This is a genomic window from Serratia sp. CY29653, assembly GCF_052169255.1.
In the GTDB taxonomy this organism is placed as follows: domain Bacteria; phylum Pseudomonadota; class Gammaproteobacteria; order Enterobacterales; family Enterobacteriaceae; genus Serratia; species Serratia sarumanii.
The window spans coordinates 1452623-1468408 of sequence record NZ_JBJNLC010000001.1 but is presented as its reverse complement, the minus strand read 5'-3'; the positions used below and the strand labels follow the sequence as shown (position 1 = coordinate 1468408).

The 15786-nt window shown below is 60.9% G+C and carries 15 protein-coding genes; 11 read left to right on the top strand and 4 right to left on the bottom strand.

All coding sequences use genetic code 11. From position 1 onward, the window contains the following. Positions 1-44: 44 nt before the first annotated feature. The 11 genes from arnB (at position 45) to ACJ8HN_RS06975 (ending at position 12097) form a co-directional block, all read left to right on the top strand. On the top strand, positions 45-1199 hold the full coding sequence (gene arnB / locus ACJ8HN_RS07025) for a UDP-4-amino-4-deoxy-L-arabinose aminotransferase (RefSeq protein ID WP_172904825.1): 1155 nt from the start codon (positions 45-47) through the stop codon (positions 1197-1199). Next, positions 1156-2166 (top strand): undecaprenyl-phosphate 4-deoxy-4-formamido-L-arabinose transferase, encoded by a 1011-nt coding sequence (gene arnC, locus ACJ8HN_RS07020; protein ID WP_194243198.1) that lies wholly within the window; start codon positions 1156-1158, stop codon positions 2164-2166. The genes arnB and arnC overlap by 44 nt, the downstream gene beginning before the upstream one ends. Next, positions 2166-4148 (top strand): bifunctional UDP-4-amino-4-deoxy-L-arabinose formyltransferase/UDP-glucuronic acid oxidase ArnA, encoded by a 1983-nt coding sequence (gene arnA, locus ACJ8HN_RS07015; protein WP_049196158.1) that lies wholly within the window; start codon positions 2166-2168, stop codon positions 4146-4148. The genes arnC and arnA overlap by 1 nt, the downstream gene beginning before the upstream one ends. Beyond that, the gene (arnD, locus tag ACJ8HN_RS07010; protein ID WP_033646311.1) at positions 4145-5050 is read left to right on the top strand and encodes a 4-deoxy-4-formamido-L-arabinose-phosphoundecaprenol deformylase; all 906 of its coding nucleotides are present in this window, start codon (positions 4145-4147) and stop codon (positions 5048-5050) included. Before arnA ends, arnD begins: the two co-directional genes overlap by 4 nt. After that, positions 5047-6711, top strand: a complete 1665-nt coding sequence (gene arnT, locus ACJ8HN_RS07005; RefSeq protein ID WP_442523209.1) for a lipid IV(A) 4-amino-4-deoxy-L-arabinosyltransferase — start codon at positions 5047-5049, stop codon at positions 6709-6711. Before arnD ends, arnT begins: the two co-directional genes overlap by 4 nt. Continuing rightward, positions 6708-7052 (top strand): 4-amino-4-deoxy-L-arabinose-phosphoundecaprenol flippase subunit ArnE, encoded by a 345-nt coding sequence (gene arnE, locus ACJ8HN_RS07000; protein WP_033653923.1) that lies wholly within the window; start codon positions 6708-6710, stop codon positions 7050-7052. The genes arnT and arnE overlap by 4 nt, the downstream gene beginning before the upstream one ends. Next, positions 7049-7441: a 4-amino-4-deoxy-L-arabinose-phosphoundecaprenol flippase subunit ArnF gene (gene arnF, locus ACJ8HN_RS06995; RefSeq protein WP_049234262.1), complete on the top strand. Its 393-nt coding sequence runs from the start codon at positions 7049-7051 to the stop codon at positions 7439-7441. The genes arnE and arnF overlap by 4 nt, the downstream gene beginning before the upstream one ends. 176 nt (positions 7442-7617) lie before the next feature. Beyond that, the gene (locus tag ACJ8HN_RS06990; protein WP_016927954.1) at positions 7618-8082 is read left to right on the top strand and encodes an NlpC/P60 family protein; all 465 of its coding nucleotides are present in this window, start codon (positions 7618-7620) and stop codon (positions 8080-8082) included. Positions 8083-8141: 59 nt separating this feature from the next. Beyond that, positions 8142-9155 carry a lipoate--protein ligase A gene (locus ACJ8HN_RS06985; RefSeq protein ID WP_442523208.1) on the top strand — a complete coding sequence of 338 codons (1014 nt, stop codon included), beginning with the start codon at positions 8142-8144 and terminating at the stop codon, positions 9153-9155. Positions 9156-9665: 510 nt separating this feature from the next. Then, positions 9666-10397: an EAL domain-containing protein gene (locus ACJ8HN_RS06980; protein ID WP_041034870.1), complete on the top strand. Its 732-nt coding sequence runs from the start codon at positions 9666-9668 to the stop codon at positions 10395-10397. 257 nt (positions 10398-10654) lie between these two features. Beyond that, the gene (locus ACJ8HN_RS06975) at positions 10655-12097 is read left to right on the top strand and encodes a protein adenylyltransferase SelO (RefSeq protein WP_033653924.1); all 1443 of its coding nucleotides are present in this window, start codon (positions 10655-10657) and stop codon (positions 12095-12097) included. A gap of 37 nt (positions 12098-12134) precedes the next feature. On the opposite strand, the gene ACJ8HN_RS06970 is transcribed toward ACJ8HN_RS06975, so the two are convergent. The 4 genes from ACJ8HN_RS06970 to ACJ8HN_RS06955 are packed head-to-tail and all read right to left on the bottom strand — an operon-like array spanning position 12135 to position 15781. Beyond that, entirely contained in the window at positions 12135-12920 is a 786-nt protein-coding gene (locus ACJ8HN_RS06970; protein ID WP_033646306.1) for a heme ABC transporter ATP-binding protein, read from the bottom strand. Beyond that, on the bottom strand, positions 12913-13917 hold the full coding sequence (locus ACJ8HN_RS06965; protein WP_442523207.1) for a FecCD family ABC transporter permease: 1005 nt from the start codon (positions 13915-13917) through the stop codon (positions 12913-12915). The genes ACJ8HN_RS06970 and ACJ8HN_RS06965 overlap by 8 nt, the downstream gene beginning before the upstream one ends. Then, positions 13917-14747, bottom strand: a complete 831-nt coding sequence (locus ACJ8HN_RS06960) for a heme/hemin ABC transporter substrate-binding protein (protein WP_033638352.1) — start codon at positions 14745-14747, stop codon at positions 13917-13919. Before ACJ8HN_RS06960 ends, ACJ8HN_RS06965 begins: the two co-directional genes overlap by 1 nt. Then, positions 14744-15781, bottom strand: coding sequence for a hemin-degrading factor (locus ACJ8HN_RS06955; RefSeq protein WP_033638353.1), 1038 nt, complete (start codon positions 15779-15781; stop codon positions 14744-14746). Before ACJ8HN_RS06955 ends, ACJ8HN_RS06960 begins: the two co-directional genes overlap by 4 nt. Positions 15782-15786: the final 5 nt, after the last annotated feature.

Sequence of the window (15786 nt, the reverse complement as noted above, 5' to 3'; positions counted from 1 at the left end):
TTTACAGTGTCATCAAAAGCAGCTCGATACGTTTGGGGTTAACTATGGATCAATTTTTGCCTTTCTCTCGTCCGGCCATCGGCGATGAAGAAATCGCCGCGGTAGAGAAAGTGTTGCGTTCCGGTTGGATCACCACCGGGCCGCAAAACCAGCAACTGGAAAGCGACTTCTGCTCCACTTTCGGCTGTAAGCACGCCATCGCCGTCAGTTCCGCCACGGCGGGTATGCACATCACGCTGATGGCGCTGGGTATCGGCCCCGGCGACGAAGTCATCACCCCTTCGCAAACCTGGGTCTCCACCCTCAACATGATCGAGCTGCTGGGCGCCACGCCGGTGATGATCGACGTTGACCGTGATACGTTGATGGTCAGCGCCGCCGATGTCGAGGCTGCCATCACCCCGAACACCAAAGCGATTGTTCCGGTGCATTACGCCGGTGCTCCCCTGCAAATGGATGCGCTGCGCACCGTAGCCGCACGCCATCGCTTGCCGCTGATCGAAGACGCCGCCCACGCGGTCGGCACGCGCTACAACGGCGAATGGGTCGGCGCACGCGGCACGGCGATTTTCTCTTTCCACGCGATTAAAAACGTGACCTGCGCCGAAGGCGGCCTGATCGCCACCGACGACGATGCGCTGGCGGATCGCCTGCGTTGCCTGAAGTTCCACGGTCTGGCCGTCGATGCCTTCGATCGCCAGCAGCTTGGCCGCAAACCGCAGGCCGAAGTGGTGGAGCCGGGTTACAAATACAACCTGTCCGACATTCATGCGGCGATCGCCGTGGTGCAACTGTCGCGCTTTGCTGAGCTGAACGCGCGCCGTAAGGCGCTCGCACAGCGCTACCTGAGCGCGCTGGAAGGCTCGCCGTTCCAACCGTTGGGCGTGCCGGATTATCCGCATGATCACGCCTGGCACCTGTTTATGGTCCGCGTCGATCCCGCGCGTTGCGGCATCGATCGCGACCAACTGATGGAGCGCCTGAAAGAGGTTGGCGTCGGCACCGGGCTGCATTTCCGCGCCGCGCATACTCAGAAATTCTACCGTGAGCGTTATCCGCAGCTTTCTTTGCCGAATACCGAATGGAACTCGGCGCGGCTGTGCACCTTACCGCTATTCCCTGATATGACCGACGCCGACGTGGATCGCGTGGTCAATGCCTTGTCTTCTGTTGTGGAGTCTTTACGTGCCTCGCGTTGAACCGATTAAAAAAGTCTCGGTAGTCATCCCGGTATACAACGAGCAGGAAAGCCTGCCGGCGTTGCTGGAGCGGACTACTGCCGCCTGTAAGCAGTTATCTCAACCTTATGAAATCATCCTCGTCGACGATGGCAGCAGCGACAACTCCGCTGACATGCTGACTGCGGCGGCGGAAAAGCCGGATAGCCACGTGATCGCCGTCTTGCTGAACCGCAACTATGGCCAGCACTCGGCCATTATGGCCGGTTTCAATCAGGTGACCGGCGATCTGGTGATTACGCTGGACGCCGATCTGCAGAACCCGCCGGAGGAGATCCCACGGCTGGTCAGCGTGGCGGAAGAGGGCTATGACGTGGTGGGCACCGTGCGCGCCAACCGTCAGGACTCCTGGTTCCGCAAAAGCGCCTCGCGCGTGATCAACATGATGATTCAACGCGCCACCGGCAAGTCGATGGGGGACTACGGCTGCATGCTGCGCGCCTACCGTCGTCATATCGTTGAGGCGATGCTGCACTGCCATGAGCGCAGCACCTTTATCCCGATCCTGGCGAATACCTTCGCCCGCCGCACGACCGAGATCGACGTGCGTCACGCCGAACGCGAGTTTGGCGACTCCAAGTACAGCCTGATGAAGCTGATCAACCTGATGTATGACTTGATCACCTGCCTGACCACCACGCCGCTGCGTTTGCTCAGCGTGGTCGGCAGCATCGTGGCGCTGTCCGGGTTTGTGCTGGCGCTGGTGCTGATAGCGCTGCGTCTGCTGCTCGGCCCTGAATGGGCCGCCGGCGGCGTGTTCACCCTTTTCGCCGTCCTGTTCACCTTTATCGGCGCCCAGTTTGTCGGCATGGGGCTACTGGGTGAATACATCGGCCGCATCTATACCGACGTGCGCGCGCGTCCTCGCTATTTTGTTCAGAAAGTGGTCGGTGCACAGCAGGGCCACAATACTCAGGAAGAAGAATGATGAAAGCTATTGTATTTGCTTACCATGATATTGGCTGCGCCGGTCTGAAAGCGCTGACTGAGGCGGGTTATGACGTGCAGGCCGTGTTCACGCACACCGACGACCCTGGCGAGAACAACTTCTTCTCCTCCGTGGCCCGTTTGGGCGCCGAATTGGATCTGCCGGTCTATGCGCCAGAGGACGTAAACCACCCGCTGTGGGTTGACCGCATTCGCGCACTGCAGCCGGACGTGATCTTCTCGTTCTATTACCGCCACATGCTGAGCGACGAGATCCTGTCGCTGGCACCGCAGGGCGGTTTCAATCTGCACGGTTCGCTGCTGCCGCGTTACCGTGGCCGTGCGCCGGTGAACTGGGCGCTGGTGAACGGCGAAACCGAAACCGGCGCCACGCTGCACAAGATGGTGAAACGCCCGGACGCCGGCGACATCGTCGGGCAGCAAAAAGTGGCCATCGCCGACAGCGATACCGCGCTGACGCTGCACAAAAAAGTGCTGGAAGCCGCGCAGATCGTGTTGAAAGAGCAACTGCCGAAGCTGAAGAACGGCACCGCCACCTTCACCAGGCAGGATGAGTCCCAGGCCAGCTACTTCGGCCGCCGCAGCGCGGCGGACGGCGAGATCCTGTGGCACAAATCCGCCAAAGAGATCAACAACCTGGTGCGCGCCGTCACCGAGCCGTACCCGGGGGCGTTCAGCTACCTCGGCCAGCGCCAGCTGATCGTCTGGCGCTCTCGCGTGCTGGATACCCAACACGATAAGCAGCCGGGCACCGTGCTGAGCACCTCGCCGCTGGTCATCGCCTGTGGCGAAGGCGCGCTGGAGATCGTCGCCGGTCAAAACGACAGCGGTCTGTACGTGCAGGGCAGCCGCCTGGCGCAGGAAATGGGCATCGTCACCGACGTGCGTCTGGCCGCCAAGCCGAACGCCGCGATGAAACGCCGCACCCGCGTACTGATCCTCGGGGTCAACGGCTTCATCGGCAACCACCTGACCGAGCGCCTGCTGCGCGACGATCGCTACGACATCTACGGTCTGGATATCGGCTCTGACGCCATCAGCCGCTTCCTCGACAATCCGCGCTTCCACTTCGTGGAAGGCGACATCAGCATCCACTCCGAGTGGATCGAGTATCACATCAAGAAATGCGACGTGGTGCTGCCGCTGGTGGCGATCGCGACGCCGATCGAATACACCCGTAACCCGCTGCGCGTGTTCGAGCTGGACTTCGAAGAGAACCTGAAGATCGTTCGCGACTGCGTGAAATACAACAAGCGCATCATCTTCCCGTCCACCTCTGAAGTGTACGGCATGTGCGACGACAAAGAGTTCGACGAAGACCATTCGCGCCTGATCGTCGGGCCGATCAACAAGCAGCGCTGGATCTACTCGGTCTCCAAACAGCTGCTGGATCGGGTGATCTGGGCTTACGGCGCCAAAGAAGGTCTGAAGTTCACGCTGTTCCGTCCGTTCAACTGGATGGGGCCGCGCCTGGATAACCTGGACGCGGCGCGCATCGGTTCTTCCCGCGCCATCACCCAGCTGATCCTCAACCTGGTGGAAGGTTCGCCGATCAAACTGATGGACGGCGGCGCGCAGAAACGTTGCTTCACCGACATCAACGACGGCATCGAAGCGCTGTTCCGCATTATCGAGAACCGCGACGGCCTGTGTGACGGCCAGATCGTCAACATCGGCAACCCGACCAACGAGGCGAGCATTCGCGAGCTGGCGGAAATGCTGCTGGAAAGCTTCAACAACCACCCGTTGCGCGACCGCTTCCCGCCGTTTGCCGGCTTCAAGGACGTGGAGAGCAGCAGCTACTACGGTAAAGGGTATCAGGACGTCGAGCACCGCACGCCGAGCATCAAAAATGCTCACCGCCTGCTGGGCTGGCAGCCGACCATCGAGATGAAGCAAACCATCGCCGATACGCTGGACTACTTCCTGCGCACTACCGTTCAGGAAGGGAACGGTGCATGAAGAAAGTCGGTCTGCGGGTTGATGTAGATACCTTCAGCGGCACCCGTGAAGGGGTGCCGCAGTTGCTGGATCTGTTCGAAAAGTACGACATTCAGGCCAGCTTCTTCTTCAGCGTGGGACCGGACAACATGGGGCGCCATCTTTGGCGCCTTTTGCGTCCGAAATTTTTGTGGAAAATGCTGCGTTCGAACGCCGCCTCGCTGTACGGTCTGGACATTCTGCTGGCCGGCACCGCCTGGCCGGGGCGCAACATTTCACGCGCGCTGGGGCCGCTGATGAAGCGCACCGCCGAAGCCGGCCATGAGGTCGGGCTGCACGCCTGGGATCACCAGGGGTGGCAGGCCAGGGTCGGCAAGTGGAGCGAGGCGCAGCTGACCGAACAGGTACAGCTGGGCGTCGACGCCCTGAGCGCCAGCACCGGCCAGCCGGTGAAATGCTCCGCCGTGGCGGGCTGGCGCGCCGATACGCGCGTGCTGGAGGTCAAACAACGCTTCGGCTTCCATTACAACAGCGATTGCCGCGGCACCCATCCGTTCCGTCCGGTGCTGAGCGACGGGCGCCACGGTACGGTGCAGATCCCGGTGACGCTGCCGACCTTCGATGAAGTGATTGGCAGCGAAGTCAGCATGGCCGACTTCAACGACTATATTCTGCGCGCCATCGAGAACGATCGCGGCGTGCCGGTGTACACCATTCACACCGAAGTGGAAGGCATGTCGCAGGCGGCGATGTTCGAACAGTTATTGCAACGCGCACAGCGGCAGGGCATCGAATTCTGTCCGCTGAGCGCGCTGTTACCGCAAGATTTGGCGTCACTGCCGTTGGGCCGCATCAAGCGCGCTCCTTTCCCCGGCCGCGAAGGTTGGCTGGGCTGTCAAACCGATGTGAAGGACGTTACATGAAGGCGCTAAAAGGATCCTGGGCCATTGTGCTGGCCGTTTTTTTTGCTCTGGTTTACCTGATCCCGCTTAACGGCCGCCTGCTGTGGCAGCCGGATGAGACGCGTTATGCCGAGATCAGCCGTGAAATGCTGCAGCGCGGCGATTGGGTCGTGCCGCACCTGCTGGGGTTGCGCTATTTCGAAAAGCCGGTGGCGGGTTACTGGTTCAATAACATCAGCCAGTGGCTGTTTGGCGAAAACAACTTTGCGGTGCGTTTCGGCTCGGTGTTCAGCACCGGCATGACCGCGCTGCTGGTGTTCGCGCTGGCGATGCTGATGTGGCGCAATGCGCGCCGCGCCAGCCTGGCGGCGCTGATGTTCCTGTCGATGGTGCTGGTGTTCAGCATCGGCACCTACAGCGTGCTGGATCCGATGATCTCGCTGTGGCTGGCGGCGGCGATGGTCAGTTATTACCTGACGCTGAAAGCCACCTCGGTCAAAGGCAAGCTGGGCGCTTATGCGTTGCTGGGCCTGGCCTGCGGCATGGGCTTTATGACCAAGGGCTTCCTGGCGCTGGCGGTGCCGGTGATCGCGGTGATCCCGATCGTCATTCAGCAACGCCGCATCAAGGATCTGCTGTGCTATGGCCCGGTGGCGATCGTGACCGCTACGCTGTTCAGCCTGCCGTGGGCGCTGGCGATCGCGCAACGTGAACCCGATTTCTGGAATTACTTCTTCTGGGTCGAGCATATTCAGCGTTTCGCCGAAGATAACGCCCAGCACAAGGCGCCGTTCTGGTATTACCTGCCGGTCCTGCTGGCGGCGGTGCTGCCGTGGCTGGCGCTGCTGCCCGGTGCGCTGCTCAAGGGTTGGCGCGAGCGCGTACAGCGTCCGGAGCTGTTCTTCCTGCTGAGCTGGGCGCTGATGCCGCTGATCTTCTTCAGCATCGCCAAAGGCAAGCTGCCGACCTACATTCTGCCGTGCATGGCCCCGCTGGCGCTGCTGATGACCGCCTATGCGGAAGACTACGCCGCCACGCTGCGCGCCAGGCTGTTCAAGGCCAACGCCTGGCTGAACGGCCTGTTCGGCTTGATCGGCATCGTGGCGCTGGTGGTGTTGAGCTCCGGTCTGCTGCCGAAGGCACATCTGTTTACTCCGCAGGAGTGGCCGAAACTGGTGCTCGGCCTGATCGCTTTCGGCGGCTGGCTGCTGTTCGCGCTGGTTTCCGTACGCGACAACGGCCGCCAATGGCGCTGGGCGGCGGCTTGCCCGGTGCTGCTGTGCCTGGTGATCGGTTACGCCATCCCGCAACAGGTGACCGATTCCAAACTGCCGCAAAACTTTGCCCGCGCCACGATGGCCGAACTGAGCGACAGCCGCTATGTGTTGAGCGACAGCGTCGGGCTGGCAGCCGGCCTGGCCTGGGAGCTGAAGCGCAGCGACGTGCTGATGTACAGCCAGAAAGGCGAGGTGGCCTATGGTCTGGAGTACCCGGACGCCAAGGGGCATCTTATCAGCGATGCCGACTTCCCGCAGTGGCTGGCGCAGGCGCGCAAGCAGGGGAACGTGTCGCTGGTGCTGCAGCTGTCCCGTGGCGAAGCGCTGCCGCAGGAACTGCCCGCCGCAGACAAGGTGGATCGCATGAACCGCCTGGTGCTGATGTGGTATAAACAGCAACCATGATGGGTTTTCTGTTGGTGATTGTGGTCAGCCTGCTCACCTGTGGTGGGCAGCTGTGCCAGAAACAGGCGGCGCACTGTTGGGAACGGGCGGACGAGGCGCGGCTGAAGCTGACGCTGCGCTGGTTGGCGCTGGCGGTGCTGCTGCTGGGGCTGGGCATGGCGGTGTGGCTCAATGTGCTGCAACGCCTGCCGCTCAGCCTGGCTTACCCGATGCTCAGCCTGAACTTCGTGATGGTGACGCTGGCGGCGCGCTGGCTGTTTCATGAGCCGACGACCGCCCGCCACTGGTGCGGCGTAGCGTCGATTATGTTGGGGATCCTGCTGATGAGCGTGCATTCATGAGGGGCTATGCCTGGGGCGCCGCCAGCGTGTTGCTGGTGACGTTGGCGCAGTTGCTGATGAAGTGGGGCATGGTGCAAATCCCGCTGATGTCGTTCGCCGACGTCTCGTTGGCGCTGATCGGCGGCTACTGGCTGCCGCTGTTGGCGGTGGGCGGCGGCATCTGCGGTTATGCGCTGTCGATGCTGTGTTGGTTCTTTGCGCTGCGCCACCTGCCGTTAAACCGCGCTTATCCTCTGTTGAGCGTCAGTTATGCGCTGGTCTATCTGGCGGCGGTGATCCTGCCGTGGTTCAACGAGTCCGCTACGCTGCTGAAAACGCTGGGCACGCTGTTTATTCTGTTCGGCGTCTGGCTGATTAACAGCAAGTCCGAGACTCAATCGCCGGAATAGGGCCAAAACCGGCGATCCTGTCATTATCTCCCTTATGGCGCTTGCCTTTTTCCCCGTGCGGGAGATAAATTAACGCCAAATAGCGCTCTCCTTACGTGGTGCCGGCTTTGCCTCGCAGGCGGTGTGGTGGTGTACCGGATGGCATAATGCGGCAACGTGTTCAATGAAGGGATATTATGCGGATGCGTGTGTGGTTTTTATTAGCCAGTTTGATCCTCGCCGGGTGCAGCAGCCATGCGCCGCCGCCCAGCGGCCGCCTGGCGGACTCTATCGTGGTGGTGGCCCAGCTCAATGAGCAGTTGCGCCAGTGGTACGGCACGCCATACCGTTACGGCGGGCTGGATCGGGGCGGGGTAGATTGTTCCGGCTTTGTTTACCGCACGTTCCGCGATCGTTTTGACATGCAACTGCCGCGTTCGACCGAAGAACAGACCTCGCTGGGCACCAAGGTCTCACGCGATGAGCTGATGCCGGGCGATCTGGTGTTTTTCAAAACCGGCGGCGGTGAGAACGGCCTGCATGTCGGCATTTACGATACCAACGACCAATTTATCCACGCGTCGACCAGCCGCGGGGTGATCCGCTCCTCGCTCGATAACGTCTACTGGAAGCGGGTGTACTGGCAGGCGCGACGCATTTAGCCTTAACCCATTGATTTGGTGTATCATGGCGGCATCTCATGTTTTGGACGGTGCCTGCCATGAACAGCCTGCGTTTACTGATCTCCGACTCCTACGATCCCTGGTTCAACCTGGCGGTGGAAGAGTGCATCTTCCGCGAAATGACCACGCAAAAAGTTCTCTTCCTGTGGCGCAATGCCGAAACGGTGGTGATTGGCCAGTCGCAGAACCCCTGGAAAGAGTGCAACACCCGGCGCATGGAGCAGGACGGCATTCGGCTGGCGCGGCGCAGCAGCGGCGGCGGGGCGGTATTTCACGATCTGGGCAATACCTGCTTCACCTTTATGGCCGGCAAGCCGGGCTACGACAAGAGCGTCTCGACCGACATCATTCTGCAAGCGCTGCGGCAGCTGGGCGTCGCGGCTGGCGCGTCGGGGCGCAACGATCTGGTGATGGAAACCGCCGACGGGCCGCGTAAAATATCCGGCTCAGCCTATCGAGAAACCCAGGATCGCGGTTTCCACCACGGCACGCTGCTGCTGAACGCCGATCTGGAGCGGCTGGCGGACTACCTCAATCCCGATCCCAAAAAGCTGCAGGCCAAGGGCATCACCTCGGTGCGTTCACGCGTCGCCAATCTGGCGGAGTTTTTGCCGGGCATCAGCCATGAGCAGGTATGCGACGCCATCGTGCAGGCTTTCTTCGCCCACTATGGCGAAACGGCCGAGCCGGAGATCATTTCGCCGGACGTTTTCCCCGATCTGCCCGATTTTGCCGCGCAGTTCGCCAAACAAAGCAGCTGGGAATGGAATTTCGGCAAGGCGCCGGCGTTCAGCCACTTGCTTAACGAGCGCTTTGTCTGGGGCGGCGTAGACCTGTTCTTCGATGTGGAGAAGGGGGCTATCGTTCGCGCGCAGGTGTTCACCGACAGCCTTAATCCCGCCCCGCTGCAGCGGCTGGCGGATATGCTGGTGGGCTGCCCGTATCGAAGCGAGCCCGTTGCCGCCTGCTGTGATCGACTGATGGCGGACTATCCTCAGCAGGCGGCCGAATTAGCCGAACTGCGGCAATGGCTGAGTGAAACGATCCGTTAGCGGAGGCCAGGTGATGAAGGGATGAGCGTGCTCATCCCTTTTTTTATCGCTGAAATCGATGTTTTGCACGGCGGTAGCGCAGATTTTCTGAAAATCAAGGTGGGCATTTTTTTGCGTTTTCAATGCCGAGAATAACGGGCGGAATTGATGCGTTATTAAATTTAATCAGTCATCGTTAACGGCAGGAAAAATCGGCGTTAAGGCGGGAAGATTATTTTACTTTATTTAAGATTTTTCTTAAATAAAACAAAGGAGATAAGTCAAATTTGGCCGTCAATCCATTCTACTTAAGCCAAATACCTTTTCACATAACGCGTTTGGCGGGCGCCATGGCATAAGTTCGGCTGCTTTTCTTTGCGCCTTTCACGATTGTCGTATAGCTTTAATCTATCAATTAAATGATATTTCATGGGTATTTACATTGATATTTCCGATTAATCCCAGAGGGATTGATCGATAAAATATATTGATATACGATGATACGCTAGCCATTCATCCTGTGGCATTAAAATGAACATCCAACTCGAAGCTGACTTTATTAGTAGCTATGTTTTTCAACCTGTTTACTCAATGGAGGGCGGGCTGTTGGCGGTGGAAATGTTGAGCCGATTCAACAGTCTCGACGGTGATTTAGCCATGCCGGCCGAAATTGGGATTAATTTATTGGCGCCTGAACAAAGGATTGAGTTATTTAATGAGCAACTGAAACTTGCGGTGCAGCATGCGGCTTGGTTTACCGGTAACAACGTGCAGTTGACCATCAATATCGAAGAAACCATCGTTGAGCTTATTCTTTCCGATTCGGCGTTGTGCCAACGGATCGGGCAATATCCTTTTATTGCATTTGAAGTGAGTGAGAGTTTTCCGAATCTTTCGGCCGGGAAGAACAACCCGAGCGTGCGGCGATTAAGCGAAATGTTTACGCTGTGGCTCGATGATTTCGGTTCCGGTAAAGCCACGCTGACCGCGTTGTACGATGGTTTGTTTGACTACGTAAAGATAGACAAGCGTTTTTACTGGCAGCTGTTTACCCATCAGGGATATGACGTGGTCATCGACTCGTTGTTAAAGAATATCAACCTGTTATGTAAAGGCGTGATCGTCGGAGGAATAGAGAAAAAAGAGTATTTTAATAAACTCAGGTACGCCGGTGTTTTAGGTCTGCAAGGTTTTTTATGGCCCAGCGTTGGTGTGGATAATCTGCAAGCTTTGCTGGCGACGCCCAGCGAGTTCAATAATTAAGAAGTGATATAAAAAATTACACACAATGAGGTAAATCATGCGCGGAGTAAGGTTACCGTGATTCCGCTACCGTAATTGATCCTCGTTGTTGGGCTGATAACACCGTTTATCAGCCGGCATTAAACCGCGCTTCCTCAGCCAGGCGGAACGCCAAACTCCCCGCATCCGTCCTGACGACAGGCGGATGCGTTCTCCCTGCATTCCTTCGGTGTTAATCCGCTCGTTCAGGCTCTACACTACGCTGAAACGGAGGGCCTATGCCGCAGTTCGATAACGCTTACTACCAACAGTTACCCGGCTTCTACACCGCTCTGAACCCGACGCCGCTCAAGGATGCGCGCCTGCTGTACCACAGCGAGCCGCTGGCGCGCGAGCTGGGGCTGGATGAAAGCTGGTTTACTCAGGATAAAACCCCGATTTGGGCGGGAGAAACGCTGCTGCCGGGCATGCAGCCGCTGGCGCAGGTGTACAGTGGCCACCAGTTCGGCGTGTGGGCCGGGCAGTTGGGCGATGGCCGCGGCATTTTGCTTGGCGAACAGGTTCTGGCGGACGGCAGCCACCGCGACTGGCACCTGAAGGGCGCCGGGCTGACGCCGTATTCGCGCATGGGGGACGGCCGCGCGGTGCTGCGTTCGGTTATCCGCGAGTTTCTGGCCTCTGAGGCGCTGCACCATTTGGGGATCCCCACCACCCGAGCGTTGACCATCGTCACCAGCAGGCAGCCGGTATTCCGCGAGCAGCCGGAACGCGGTGCCATGCTGATGCGGGTGGCGGAAAGCCACGTGCGCTTCGGCCACTTCGAACACTTTTACTACCGTAAACAGCCGGAGCAGGTACGGCAGCTGGCGGATTTCGTCATTGCCCGTCACTGGCCGCAGCTGCAGGATCAGGCCGAGCGCTACCTGTTGTGGTTTACCGACGTGGTCGAACGCACGGCGCGCCTGATCGCCCATTGGCAAACCGTCGGTTTCGCGCACGGCGTGATGAACACCGACAACATGTCGATTCTCGGTATCACCATCGATTACGGCCCTTACGGTTTCCTTGACGACTACCAGCCCGGCTATATCTGCAACCATTCCGATCACCAGGGGCGTTACGCCTTCGACAATCAGCCGGCGGTGGCGTTGTGGAACCTGCATCGTCTGGCGCAGACCCTATCGGGGCTGATGACCACCGAACAGCTGCAGCAGGCGCTGGCGGCGTATGAGCCGGCGCTGATGCGCGCCTATGGCGAACAGATGCGCGCCAAACTCGGCTTCTTCACGCCGACGGCGCAGGACAACGACGTGCTCACCGGTCTGTTGAGCCTGATGGCGCAGGAAGGGCGGGACTATACCCGCACGTTCCGCCTGTTGAGCGAGACCGAACAGCAGCAGGCGCAGTCGCCGCTGCGCGACGAGTTTATCGATCGCGCGGCGTTCGACGCCTGGTATCAGCAGTATCGTCAGCGTTTGCAACAGGAGCAGGTGAGCGATGCGGAGCGGCAACGGGCGATGAAGGCGGTGAATCCGCGGCTGATCCTGCGCAACTACCTGGCGCAGCAGGCGATTGAGGACGCGGAGAACGACGACGTGGGCCGTTTGCAGCGATTGCATCAGGCCCTGCTGCGGCCGTTCGACGATGTGCCGGAGTATGACGATCTCGCCGCGCTGCCGCCGGACTGGGGCAAGCACCTGGAGATTTCCTGCTCCAGCTGAGATGAAGAAAGGGCGCTTGATAGCGCCCTTAAATTTTTTATTGGCGCAGGTAGACCTGCGGCAGCGACACTTCGGGATGATGCACCACGCCGAGATCGGCCTGATACCAGCGGGTGAGGATCTCCGTTTGCAACACTTCCTGCGGCGTGCCGCTCGCCACCAACCGCCCCTGATGCAACAGCAGGATCCGATCGGCGTACAGCGCGGCCAGATTGAGATCGTGCAGCACGCAGCAGACGCCCAGCGGCTGTTGGCGCGTCAGCGAGCGCAGCAGGCGCAGGGTGTGCTGCTGGTGATACAGATCCAGCGCCGAGGTCGGTTCGTCGAGGAACAGCCAGGCGGGGGACGGCTGTGGTTGCCACAGCTGCGCCAACACCCGCGCCAGCTGCACCCGCTGTTGTTCGCCGCCGGACAGCTGGCGGTAGTCGCGCTGCGCCAGCGCCAGGCAGTCGGTTTGCGCCATCACCTGTTGGATCGCCTGATGCTCGTCGCGTTTGCCGTGCGGCGAACGCCCCATGCTGACCACTTCTTCCACGCTGAACGGAAACGCCAAATCGCTGTACTGGCGCATCACGGCCCGGACTTTGGCCAACTGTTGCGGCGCCCAGTGTTCCAGCGGGCGGTCAAGCAGCCGACATTCGCCGCAGTCCGGCGTCAAATAGCCGGTCAGCAAGCGCAGCAGCGTCGACTTGCCGGCGCCGTTAGGGCCGATAATCGCCACCATTTCACCGCCGGCAAGGCTGAGCGAAACGTCGTTGATCAACCGGCGCGTACCGAGGCTGTAACGCAGCTCCCGGGCTGTCAGGCAGGCGGCGTTATCCACCGGCTCGCTCCCGCTGGCGCATCACCAGCCACAAGAAATAGGGACCGCCGATCAGGCTGGTCATCAGCCCCACCGGCATTTCGGCCGGCGCCACCAGCGTGCGCGCCAGCGTATCGCTGACCAGCAGCAGGCAGGCGCCGCCCAGCGCGGAGCAGGGCAGCAGCCAGCGGTGATCGCCGCCGAGGCGCATGCGCACCAGATGCGGCACCACCAGGCCGACAAAGCCGATCACGCCGCTCATCGCTACCGCCGCGCCGATCAGCAAGGCGCTCAACAACAGCAGCTGCAGCTTGGCGCGCTGGACGTTCACCCCGAGGTAGTGGGCCTCTTCGTCCCCCAACTGCAACAGGTTCAGTCGGCGCGCCTGCAGCAGCGTCAGCAGCGCCGCAGGCAGGATCAGCGAGGCGGAAACCGCCAGGGTCGGCCACTGCGACTGGCTGAGGCTGCCCATCATCCACAGCGAGAACTGGCGCAGCTGTTGATCGCTGCTGACGTAAGAGAGCACGCCGATGGCCGCCATGCACAGGGCGTTGATGGCGATGCCCGCCAGCAGCAGCCGCGACAGATTGCCGTGCCCGCTGCGGCTGATGCCGTAGATCAATAATGACACCAGCAGGCTGCCGAGGAACGCCGCCAGCATATGACCGTACAGCGCGATCGTCACCGGCAACGCCAGCGGCATCACGATGAACAGCGCGACAAACAGCGCGCCGCCGCTGCTGATGCCCAGCAGGCTCGGATCCGCCAGCGGGTTGCGGAACAGCCCTTGCATCACGGCGCCGGACACCGCCAGCGCGCAGCCGATCACCACCGCCAGCAGCACGCGCGGCAGGCGAATGTTCAACCAGATGTGCCAGGCTACGTCGCTGAAGGGCTCGCGCCATAGGGTGCGAAACGACAGCGTCAGCGCGCCCAGGTTGGCGGCGACCAGCGCAAGCAGCGTCAGCAGCACCAGCAGACCGATGATGGCCAGCTGAGGCGAGGTGCGACAGCGCATTACTTTTGCTCCGCCGCGTGGCGCAGCTTGGCCAGCGCCGCCGGCGTTTCCAGACCGAAGCCCAGCAGCGCCATGTCATCGACGATCAGCACGCGGCGCTGCTTGCCTGCCGGCGTCAACGCCAGGCCCGGCAGCGTCCACAGCTGCTGTTCGCCGCCGAGGGTGCGCACGCCGTCGGTGGTGACCAGCAACAGATCCGGCGCGCTGGCGATGACGCCTTCCTGCGACAGCGGCCGGTAGCGGTCAAAGCCCTGCATGGCGTTTTTCAGACCGGCGGCGGCAATCACCGCGTCGGCGGCGGTGTGTTGCCCGGCGGCCATCGGCGTAATGCCGCCGTGGCTCATCACGAACAGCACCTTGACCGGCAGCGGGGAGGTATCCACCGCCGCCAGCTGTTGTCGATAGCGCTCGCTCAGCTGTTTGCCTTGCTCAACGCGCTGCAGCGCGGCGGCGATCGTAGCGATTTTCTGCGGCACCGCCTGCAGGGTGGTGTCACCCGGCACGCTGACCACGTTGACACCGCTGTCCGCCAGCTGTTTGAGCACCAGCGCCGGCTGTGCCAGCTCGGTCGTCAGCACCAGAGTCGGCTTCAGCGCCAAAATGCCTTCGGCGTTCAGCTGGCGCATGTAGCCGACGTCCGGCAGCTTTTTCACCGCTTCCGGATGCAGACTGGTGCTGTCGCGGGCGATCACCTCGTCGCCGGCGCCGAGCGCGAAGGCGATTTCCGTCACGTCGCCGCCGATCGAGACGATGCGCTGCGCCGCTGCGGCGGTGAGCGGCAGCGCCAGCGACATCATCAACGCCAGGCGGCGGATCAAGGAAGATTTCATGCGGCGATGTCCTTGGCGGCGAGCGCGGCAACCTGCTCGCGCCACTGGGTTTGTTCCGGCTGGCCTTCGGTGCGCTGGCCATACAGCTGCGCAATCTGCGTGCCGTCGGCGGCGAACAGCTCCAGGCTGGTGACGATGCCGTCCTTGGTTGGTTTGCGGGTGATCCAGCTTTCGGCGATGGCGTCTTCAATCAGGTGCAGCGTGAAGCGGCGGTTGAACACGTTGATCCAGCCTTCCTGCGGCATCAAACGTTCGATCTGGCCGGTGAAGATCTGCACGCAGCCGCGGTTGCCGACGAAGATCATGATCTCGTTTTGCTGTTGCTGCGCCGCTTCGAGCAGCTGCGACAGCGCGCTGTTGTCCACCTGGTAGGCCAGATCGTCGCCGACGGCGCGGAAGGCCTGTTGGCGCGTCAGCTTGTTGCGGCTCAGCAGCTGGAAGAACTGGTGAACGTCGGTCATCGCGCGCCACTCACCGTCGATTTTGGCATGATCCTGCGTCGTTTCATCGGTGGTTGCCGCCTCGGCGGGCTGCAGCGCCAGCGCCGGGTTTTCTTCGCTCAGGTGGCGCTCCACCAGCGCCATCCAGGCCGGCAGATCGGTTTCCTCGGTGGTGTAGACCTTGTGCAGCGCATCGCCCTGTTGGTCGAAGAACTGAATGCTGTGGCGCACGCCGCGCTTGTTGGTTTCGCTCATGGCGAAGACGCTGGTCCAGTGGTTGAGGAACAGGCGCAGATCCAGCTCGCGTGGGTTGAGGATCAGCCCGGCGTGGCCGTTGAGGTGCTGGTTGCGGTAGCGGCCCATCTGCTCATGCACCGCATAGCTGTTGCGGGTGATGGACTTGGTGACGCCGACCTGCTCAAGCTCGGTCAGCAGGGTGCGCGCGTCGGCCTGCAGGCGGCGAGTGTCGTGGCCGACGCGGGCGTGCGTCAGCTCCGCTTCGCTGACGCCGAGGATCGCCGCCAGATCGCGGGCGTATTTGCCGGGGTGATCGATTTTAGCCTGTTGGTAGCGTTCGTATAGGGTGTTGCTCATGCGGG